The organism is Bacillus cereus group sp. N21, from assembly GCF_016483395.1.
In the GTDB taxonomy this organism is placed as follows: domain Bacteria; phylum Bacillota; class Bacilli; order Bacillales; family Bacillaceae_G; genus Bacillus_A; species Bacillus_A pseudomycoides.
Genome location: NZ_JAEHBX010000464.1, coordinates 1 through 226 on the forward strand (window position 1 = coordinate 1; position 226 = coordinate 226).

Below are 226 nucleotides of genomic sequence, written 5' to 3' on the forward strand. Positions count from 1 at the left end.
ATGATACTAGAGATTGACGAATATCAAAATACCAAAATTCATCTTCTACTGATATTTTTAAGTTTCTCGGAGACACAAACTGTAATATGAGATCAATAAATCGAAAAATATCACTTCGTAATTGGTCAGATTTAGGGAAACGGAATTTCACAAATCTTTGATGATGACTTCGCGGTTGATCAGATAAAACATAGGCAGGCTCATATCCTACTTTTATTGCATCCCC

1 pseudogene is annotated in these 226 nt (G+C 33.6%); it reads right to left on the reverse strand.

Going from position 1 to position 226, the window contains the following annotated elements:
* Positions 1-226: pseudogene (locus JDS96_RS31650) on the reverse strand (DNA-binding protein); the annotation flags it as partial.